This is a genomic window from Edaphobacter sp. (assembly GCF_035532915.1).
GTDB lineage: Bacteria > Acidobacteriota > Terriglobia > Terriglobales > Acidobacteriaceae > Edaphobacter.
In genome coordinates, this window is the sequence record NZ_DATKQC010000094.1 from 1 (window position 1) to 8,509 (window position 8,509).

Consider the following 8,509-nt stretch of genomic DNA (forward strand, 5'->3'; position numbering starts at 1 on the left):
TGGATTTCGATGCTGCGCACGTCCGCGTCGGCGATGATGGGGCCGTAGATGTGGATCGGGTAACTGGGATTTGGAACCATGACCACGTCGCCGCGATCGAGCGTCGCGAGGCACAGATGCGCAATGCCCTCCTTCGATCCGATGGTGACGATCGCCTCCGTCTTGGGATCGAGATCGACGTCGTAGCGGGTCTTATACCAGTTGCAGATTGCCTTGCGCAGCCGTGGAATGCCGCGCGAGAGCGAGTAGCGATGGGTTGCAGTCTTTTGTGCTGCTTCGATCAGCTTGTCGACGATTGCCTTGGGCGTCGCTCCGTCGGGATTGCCCATCCCGAAGTCGATGATGTCTTCGCCGCGCTTGCGTGCCGCGGCCTTCAACTCGCCCGTTATGTTGAACACATACGCTGGCAACCGTGTCAGTCTTCTAAACTCGTCCATTGCGCCCTGCTCGCTCCAAAATTTCGTTCTTAATCGATGATGCCACGAGGGAAGTGTCAAAGCAGAATTCGCTTTGCGCTTCCCTCGGGCCGGAACCCGTCACGCCACTACTTTGCGGTGAAAACGACCTGAATGGGGAGGCTTCGCGGCGGATAGCATGCTGCGTGGTCGCATGCCTGATAGCGCAGCGTGCCGTCGATCTCATGCTGCCCCGCTTTGGCCACCACCGGCAGCTTCACCGTAAAGTCGCCTGCGTAGACATCCAGCTTATTCTTGGGACTGAAGCTGAAGCTATAGGCCATGCCCGCCGGATACTCCGCCGTCTCAGCCTTCACGCCCGCTACGGGCTGCAAGTCAACCTTGGTCGGAATCAACAGCTCCGACTTTGGGGTGTGCGAGTTGACGTGAAATCCGTCGACGACGCGAAAGCGCATCTCCACCACACTTCGCTTGCCTGCCGGAACGATCTGCGGCTCAGCGTCATAGATCACGTAAGACTTAGGCTTCTCGGAATTGCCGTTCAGGTTGCCCATCTGTGCTGTCAGGACTCCCGCGTTCAACAGACTGCCCGCACCGAGCATCAACCCCGCCACCATTACGCCAGGCCGCATCTACTCGCCGCCCTTCATGGCCGTCGTCGCTCCCGAGGCAATGGTCTTCTTGATGTTCGCCTCAATCTCGTCCTTCGAGCTTAGGCCGCCCGTTGCTTCCACGACCTTGCCGTTCCGGTCCACGTAGAACGACATCGGCAGATAGTCGATTCCGCCGTAAGCATCCTCGATCTTGTCGGTGGCCAACAGGATCGGATAGGTTACGCCGATCTTCTGCGCTGTCTTCGCAATCACGTCGTTGCCCGCATCGGCATCGGCAGTCAGGCCAAGAATCTCAAAGCCCTGTCCCGCATACTGCTTGCGCAGCTCTTCGAACCACGGCATCTCGATCTTGCAGGGAGCGCACCAGGTAGCCCAGAAGTTCACCAGCACCGGACGGCCCTTGTAGTCGGCCAGCGAAACCTTTTTGCCGTCGAGCGTCGCAAGCGTGAATGCCGGAGCGGTCTTTCCCCGCAGCTTCGCGCCCGGGTCTTCGGCCTCGGCGTCGTCGCCCTGGGCGGACGAGCCTGGCTGGGCCGGAGTCAGCACCACATGGTTGGCCTCTGCCAGTTGCATGGCGATGCGCCGTTGCCGCAGATTATGCCATCCGGCCCACAACATCAGCGAGATCCCGACAATCATCACACCAAGAACCAACGCGTTTCGCTTCACTTGATTGGATATCCTTCCGGCAAGCGCTCCGCGCTGAGCCTGTATCCAGTTTAGACGCAATGCGGCCTCGGACGCCGCTCTGCTAGCATCGACATGGTTCTACACCCATGGCGAACGAAGCCCACAAACCGTCCGACACCAAGCCTTCGAGTTTCGTGCGTATCGAGGCCGCAGCACTGAGCGACCTCGCTGACCGGCTCGATGACACGATGCTTGCGCCGTTTACCGATGCGGTCGAGCAGCTCGTCCGCGCAGCCGACAACAGGCAGAGCGTCATTGTGACAGGTGTCGGCAAGAGCGGCATCATCGCCCGCAAGATTGCGGCTACGCTGCGCTCCACGGGAACCTCGGCTCACTTTCTTCAACCGTCCGAGGCTTTGCACGGCGATCTTGGCATGATCGCGCGCGGCGATACCATTTTGGCGCTCTCTTCGAGCGGAGAGACTGAGGAGCTACTGCGGCTGCTGCCTACGTTGAAGCGGCTCGGCGCTCGTCTGATTAGTTTCTGCAGTTGCTCTACATCGACTCTGGCAGAGGCCAGCGATATTTTTCTCGATGCCAGCGTCTCAGCCGAGGCCTGCCCGCTGAACCTGGCACCTACTGCCTCCACCACCGTCATGCTGGCGCTGGGCGATGCGCTGGCGCTGGAGGTGAGCCGCCGCCGCGGCTGGAAGGCGGAGGACTTTGCCGATCTGCATCCCGGTGGACGGCTGGGCAGACGGCTGTCGCGTGTCCGCGACCTGATGCATGGGGGCGAGGCGCTTCCCAGCGTTTCGGCGGAGACGCCGATGCCGCAGGTCATCCACGAGATGTCGCATAAGAAGCTGGGGATGACCACCGTTCTCGATGGAGGTTCGCTGCTGGGCATGATCTCCGATGGCGACCTGCGCCGACTGCTGGAACGGGATGGCTCTCATGCGCTGGAGCGGTCGGCGGGCGAGATTATGAACCGCCAGCCTTTGACTATCGAGGGCGATGCTTTCGCGTCTACAGCCCTCGCGCTGATGGAGGAGCGGAAGATTACTTCGCTGATCGTCACCGGGGAATGTGGGCAGGTTGAAGGCGTGCTTCATCTGCACGATCTTTGGACAATCAACCCGGCTTGAAGTACCCCCTCCCCCGGGTACTTATTGTGCAAAGTCTTCATTCCACAGGGGTTATTTTGCAAAGTCTTCATTACACAAGACTTAGGTGCAAACTATTCCATTGAAAAGGGTTATTGGCTGCGAGGTTGATCAGAACCACTACTTCAGCCTTAGGTTAATGCTAGCAGGCGGGAGAGAACTAATTTGCAGAGTTCCTGGATTTATTTTATCGCTGCAAGCCATTGTTTCTATTGCACTTATGATCCAGGTTGCGGAGTTGAAATGGATTTTGGAGCTTGACAGCCTTTATCCCGCTCCATGGTGACCCAGGGTTGGACTGGGCATCTGGCATAGCAGCTCCGAGGTAAGCAAAGCAAGGGCAACGGCAAAAGCAGATCCTCCGCCTGCGGCGAAGGATAACAAGTTTGATTACAGAGGGGCAACCCGGAATCGCCGGCCAAGCAGCGGCTAACCTGCCTTGCTATTTTCAAACTGTTTAATCAGAGTCCTGCGCAACGAGATATCCGCTGGATAACTCGCAGGCTTCTTTTTCACCACAGGTACGTTCCATGGCCCACTCGAAGCTGCTTCCGATTGATGACGGCTTTGCTGGAGTTCGAGCAGTTCTATCGCGCTTCGAACAAGACAAGCCGGGTCTGCAAAGGATTTGGCGTCGAGGGCGATCCCGTCATATTCGTGCTCGTGCCTCTGGTCCGATACCAGAAGAAGGACGAGGGTTCTCGATCCATCCCGATGGGCCGCTTCGGTGATTCGTTCCGCATCCTGTTGCCGCACCGAATGACCCAGAACCACGAGATCGAACTCCCACTCGGCGATGAATTTCAACGCTGCGACTCCAGAGGAGCACAGCACGTTCGCGCCCGTCTTTCGTAGAACTTCGGCACGAGTCCGCAGAAGATCGAAGTCTTCTCCTACTGCAAGAATAGTAAGCATCTTTGCTTCCCCGGTGGAGCGCTGCTCCCGGTGAACCGCTGAGAACTGATCTTCCTTGCGCAAGGGGTCCTTTCCTTCGGCCGCAGTGACCGGTTCCACGACATGCGGGGCGAGTTGCAGCGATTACTCGGAATAATACGCCTTTGCAACAGTAACGGCTGGTCGAATGGCCCGAATCGCGGAATGGGATGGAGATCACCTTATGCGGCCGAGGACATCGGTCCCGAGCCATTTGATCGGGAATGCCGATGGGAGGCGGCCCGTCAGCTTCGGTTTATTGAAGGAGCCGCACCATTTAGAATGAACATTCAACTCTAAAGTCCGTGCAATTTTTCATGCGGCGGACAGGAAAGTGCCCCCTTGCCGATGCATCGCTGGTCTCAACTCTTTATTCCCACCCTTCGTGAGGCACCGGCAGACGCCGAGGTCGCCAGCCATAAGCTCCTCCTTCGCGCCGGTTATGTGCGCCAGCTTGGAGCCGGTATCTATAGCTATCTCTTTTTGGGAAATCGCTCGATCAACAAGATCGTCGCCATCATCCGCGAAGAGATGGACAGGATTGGGCAGGAGTTTCTTCTGCCTGCGCTGAATCCGCGTGAGGTGTGGGAGGCGAGCGGCCGTTGGACGGGCATGGGCGACAACATGTTTCGGCTGAAGGACCGCAAGGGTGCGGAGCTTTGCCTGGCCATGACCCACGAAGAGGTGATGACCGACATTGCGCGCAAGGAGCTGCGCAGCTATAAACAGTTGCCGCAGATCTGGTACCAGATTCAGACCAAGTTTCGTGACGAGCCGCGCCCGAAGTCGGGGCTGCTGCGGGTGCGGCAGTTCATCATGAAGGACGCCTACTCGTTCGATATCGACGAGGCGGGCCTCGATGCGAGCTACAACAAGCACGATGCCACGTACCGGCGCATCTTTAGCCGCTGCGGTCTGCAGTTCGTCTCGGTCGATGCCGACTCGGGGGCGATGGGCGGATCTGCCTCGCAGGAGTTCATGGTGTATACGGACGCGGGCGAAGACCTGATTGCCAGTAGCGCCTCGGGCTACGCCGCCAATCTTGAAAAGGCGACCAGCGTTCTGGCACCGGTCGAAGACCTTGCGCCGACCGGCGATGGCCAGCCCGAACTTGTACCCACGCCGGGCATGGCTTCCATCGCCGACGTCACCGCCTTCTTCGGCATTCAGGCTTCGCAGGATATCAAGTGCGTCGCTTTCATGGGCATCTCTGCTTCATCGGACTCACCTTTGCGTCCGGTCGTGGCCTTCCTTCGCGGCGACCACCAGGTAAACGAAACCAAGCTGATGGCCATCGCCGGGGTCTCTGAACTGCGTCCCATGATGGCCGAGGAACTGGAACAGCACATCGGCGGTCCCGCCGGATTTCTTGGTCCGGTCGGCATCTCCGAGGTGATGACGCAGGGTTCGCTGAACGGCCTCAAGTCGGGCAAGGAACTCGCCAAGGTCAAGGGGATCTTTCGTGAAGATTCGACCGAGGTTCTCAAGACGATTGTCGTTATGGATTCCGGTCTCGAAGGCCGAAAGAACCTTGTGGCCGGAGCCAACAAGCTGGACTATCACCTGCGCAACGTAACCCCCGGCCGCGATTTTACCCCGACGCTTACCGCCGATATTCGCAGTGTGCTCGAGGGCGAAGGCTGCCCGGTCGATGGCTCGCCGCTGCGACTGGGCAAGGCTGTCGAGATTGGCCATATTTTCAAGCTCGGCTATAAGTACACGAAGTCGATGGGCGCGAGCGTGCTGAACCGGGACGGCAAAGAGGTCACGCCGATCATGGGCAGCTATGGGATCGGTGTGGAGCGCATTCTGACCGCGGCGATCGAGAGCTCGGCGGCAGCGAATGGCGGCGAGGCTTACGCGCTGCATCCGGCGATTGCGCCGTTTGAGGTGGTGGTCACGATCACCAACGTTGGCGATGCGGCACTTCTGGCTGCCGGAGAGAAAGTGGCTGCGGAGCTGGACGCGGCTGGCGTGGATGTGCTGCTGGACGACCGCGACGAGCGCGCCGGGGTGAAGTTCAAAGACGCCGATCTGGTGGGCATCCCCTATCGCATCAACATTGGACGAGGGGTGGCCGAGGGCAAGGTCGAGTTCGTCGACCGCCTGCAGGGCAAGAACCAGGACGTTCTTTTGGGCGAGGTAACCAACACGGTTACCACTGAGATATCTACTACCTTGCGCGCGATGCTTCCCACCGCCATCTAACTATCGTCCAACGAAAGAGTCCCTTTGCCTCTCAAACTCAAATACGGCAAGAAGCGAAATGGTTCGGCGCGGAGCTTCTTAGACTCAAGCCTTATGCGCGGGCTGCTGATCGCGGTGCTCGGGTGCCTTGCCATTGGTGTTGCGATCTTCGGCTTCGCCTACTTTCACTATCAGCATGTGGTCGACGACAAGCTGGCCGCAGGGCCTCTCTTTGCCAGCGAATCGCAGATCTACGCCGCGCCGCGCGAGGTGCGTCCGGGCCAGAAGCTGACGGCAGCGGCGATTGCGAACGACCTGCGCCGCGCCAACTACAATAACAATCCAAAGCTGGGGACGTTCCAGCTCAACGGCGATACTATTTTCATCAAGCCGGGGCCGGAGAGCTATCACAGCACGGATGGCGCGACGATCGACACGACCGGCGACGTAGTGCAGAAGATCACGGCCGAGAACGGCGTCGTGCTAGCGGCTTACGATCTTGAGCCGCAACTGATCACGGCGCTCTCGGAAGATAACAGCCGCACTAAGCGACGCCTCATCACCTACGACAATATTCCGCCGCGCCTGGTGCAGGCGGTAACGGCCATCGAAGACCGCCGGTTCTTCGAGCACTCGGGCGTCGATTATGTGCGCATCGCCAAGTGCGCCGTTCAGGATGTGCTTTCGTGGCGAATGAGCTGCGGAGGATCGACGCTGACGCAACAGTTGGCACGCGGATTTTTTCTCTCTCCGGAGAAACACATCGTACGCAAGCTCAAAGAAGTGATGATTACGTTTCAGCTTGAGGCGCGCTTCAACAAGAAACAGATCTTTGAGATGTATGCCAACGAGATCCCTCTTGGCCAGCGGGGTAGCTATGCCATCAACGGCTTCGGCGAGGCAGCGCAGACGTACTTCGGCAAGCCGCTGCGTCAGCTCGATACGGCACAGTTCGCTCTGTTGGCAGGGTTGATCCAAAGCCCTAGCCGGCTGAATCCGTACCGGCATCCGGAACGCGCGATGGCGCGCCGCAATGTCGTCCTCAATTCGATGGTCGAGACCGGCGCACTGACTGCGAGTGAAGCCAGCCAGCTCAAAGCCGAGCCCATTCGTCTGGCCCCTTCGAATATGGACGCCAACGAAGCTCCCTATTTTGTCGACCTCGTGCACGATCAACTGGTGCGCAAGATCGGCGACCAGGACCTGAACCACCAGAACCTGCGCATCTACACCTCGCTCGACCCCGACCTGCAACGTGCTGCCTCGGAAGCGGTTGAGGCTGGCATGAAGGGAGTCGATGAGCTCGTCCGCAAGAGATATAAAAAGGGCGCGACGAACATCGACTATCCGCAGGTGTCGCTGATTGCTCTGAATCCACATACCGGACAGGTGCTCGCGTTAGTGGGCGGACGCAACTACGCCACATCGCAGCTGAACCACGCAATGGCAAAGCGGCCTACCGGGTCGATCTTCAAGCCCTTCGTCTACGCGACCGCCTACAACACGAGCCTCAACGGCACGGCGCTGGGCGAGGGCGGGGTGTTTACCGGCATCACCATGCTGAACGACGACCCCACCACCTTTATGTTCCAGGGCAAGCCCTATAGTCCGGGCAACTTCGTGAAGGGCGAATATCCCGGCATGGTGACGGCGATCGACGCGCTCGATCACTCGCTTAATATTGCCACCATCGCGCTGGCCCAGATGGTCGGATTCGACAATGTGGCCGCCCTGGCGCGCTCAGCCGGAATCACCAGTGCTCGCGGAACGCCCTCGGTCGCGATCGGCACCTATAGTGCTTCCCCGCTCGACATGATCGGTGCTTATACCGTCTTTGCGAACAACGGCGTGCATATCGATCCCTGGATGCTGGCGTCGGTCCGCAACTCGAGTGGCGACATCGTTGCCGACTTCTCGCCACAGGCACATCAAGTGCTCGACCCCCGCGTCGCTTATCTGACGCAGTCGCAGATGGAGAGCGTGATGAACCGCGGCACCGGCACCTCGGCGCGGCGGCACGGCTTCACGGCCCCCGCGGCAGGAAAGACCGGGACCGAGCACGATGCATGGTTCGTGGGCTACACCTCGAACCTGATCTGCATCGTCTGGATCGGCAACGACGACTACACCGACATCAAGCTGCAGGGAGCTGACGCGGCCGCGCCGGTCTGGGCGGAGTTCATGAACCGTGCGATCAAGCTGCCGCAATACTCCGACGTGAAGCCGTTCTCGGCACCCCCCGGGGTCACTGTGGCCGATCTCGACAAAAAGAGCAATCTGCTTGCCGACGGTAGTTGCCCGGATGACTACAGTGCAGCGTTCCTCGATGGCACGGCGCCACAAAACTATTGCAGTCAGATGGGCGAAAATCCGCAGAACTTCATCCAGAAACTGTTTGGCATCGGCGGCAACAAGCCTGCCCCTGCGCCTGGTTCACAAACGGTCCCGCAGCAACCCCGTCAGTACGCGCCCGCTCCTGCACCTGCGCCAAATGCTCCACCTGCACAGAACGCTCCTGAGACGCAGGAGGCCAAGCCGAAGAAGAAGAACTTCTTCCAGAAGCTCT

The 8,509-nt window shown here is 59.3% G+C and carries 7 protein-coding genes; 3 read left to right on the forward strand and 4 right to left on the reverse strand.

The features are described 5' to 3' along the window. From VMU57_RS04890 to VMU57_RS04900, 3 genes are all read right to left on the reverse strand, one after another. On the reverse strand, positions 1-437 hold a 437-nt coding region (locus VMU57_RS04890; RefSeq protein WP_325381387.1), incomplete at its 3' end, for an aminotransferase class I/II-fold pyridoxal phosphate-dependent enzyme. Positions 438-544: 107 nt separating this feature from the next. After that, positions 545-1,048 carry a protein-disulfide reductase DsbD domain-containing protein gene (locus VMU57_RS04895; protein ID WP_325381389.1) on the reverse strand — a complete coding sequence of 168 codons (504 nt, stop codon included), beginning with the start codon at positions 1,046-1,048 and terminating at the stop codon, positions 545-547. Beyond that, complete coding sequence (locus VMU57_RS04900; RefSeq protein ID WP_325381391.1) at positions 1,049-1,699, reverse strand: TlpA disulfide reductase family protein; 651 nt, start codon at positions 1,697-1,699, stop codon at positions 1,049-1,051. Positions 1,700-1,806: 107 nt separating this feature from the next. On the opposite strand from VMU57_RS04900, the gene VMU57_RS04905 reads away from it, so the two are divergent. Next, positions 1,807-2,805 carry a KpsF/GutQ family sugar-phosphate isomerase gene (locus VMU57_RS04905; RefSeq protein WP_325381393.1) on the forward strand — a complete coding sequence of 333 codons (999 nt, stop codon included), beginning with the start codon at positions 1,807-1,809 and terminating at the stop codon, positions 2,803-2,805. Positions 2,806-3,252: 447 nt separating this feature from the next. Here the strand turns inward: VMU57_RS04905 and VMU57_RS04910 are convergent, their stop codons facing one another. After that, the gene (locus tag VMU57_RS04910) at positions 3,253-3,801 is read right to left on the reverse strand and encodes a hypothetical protein (protein ID WP_325381395.1); all 549 of its coding nucleotides are present in this window, start codon (positions 3,799-3,801) and stop codon (positions 3,253-3,255) included. A gap of 303 nt (positions 3,802-4,104) precedes the next feature. Here VMU57_RS04910 and VMU57_RS04915 point away from each other — a divergent pair, with 303 nt between their 5' ends. Together VMU57_RS04915 and VMU57_RS04920 are read left to right on the forward strand one after the other, a co-directional pair. Then, a complete protein-coding gene (locus VMU57_RS04915) occupies positions 4,105-5,964 on the forward strand; it encodes a proline--tRNA ligase (RefSeq protein WP_325381397.1) in 1,860 nt (619 codons plus the stop codon). Between the two features lie 24 nt (positions 5,965-5,988). Further along, the coding region (locus VMU57_RS04920) for a PBP1A family penicillin-binding protein (protein WP_325381399.1) at positions 5,989-8,509 on the forward strand (2,521 nt) is incomplete at its 3' end.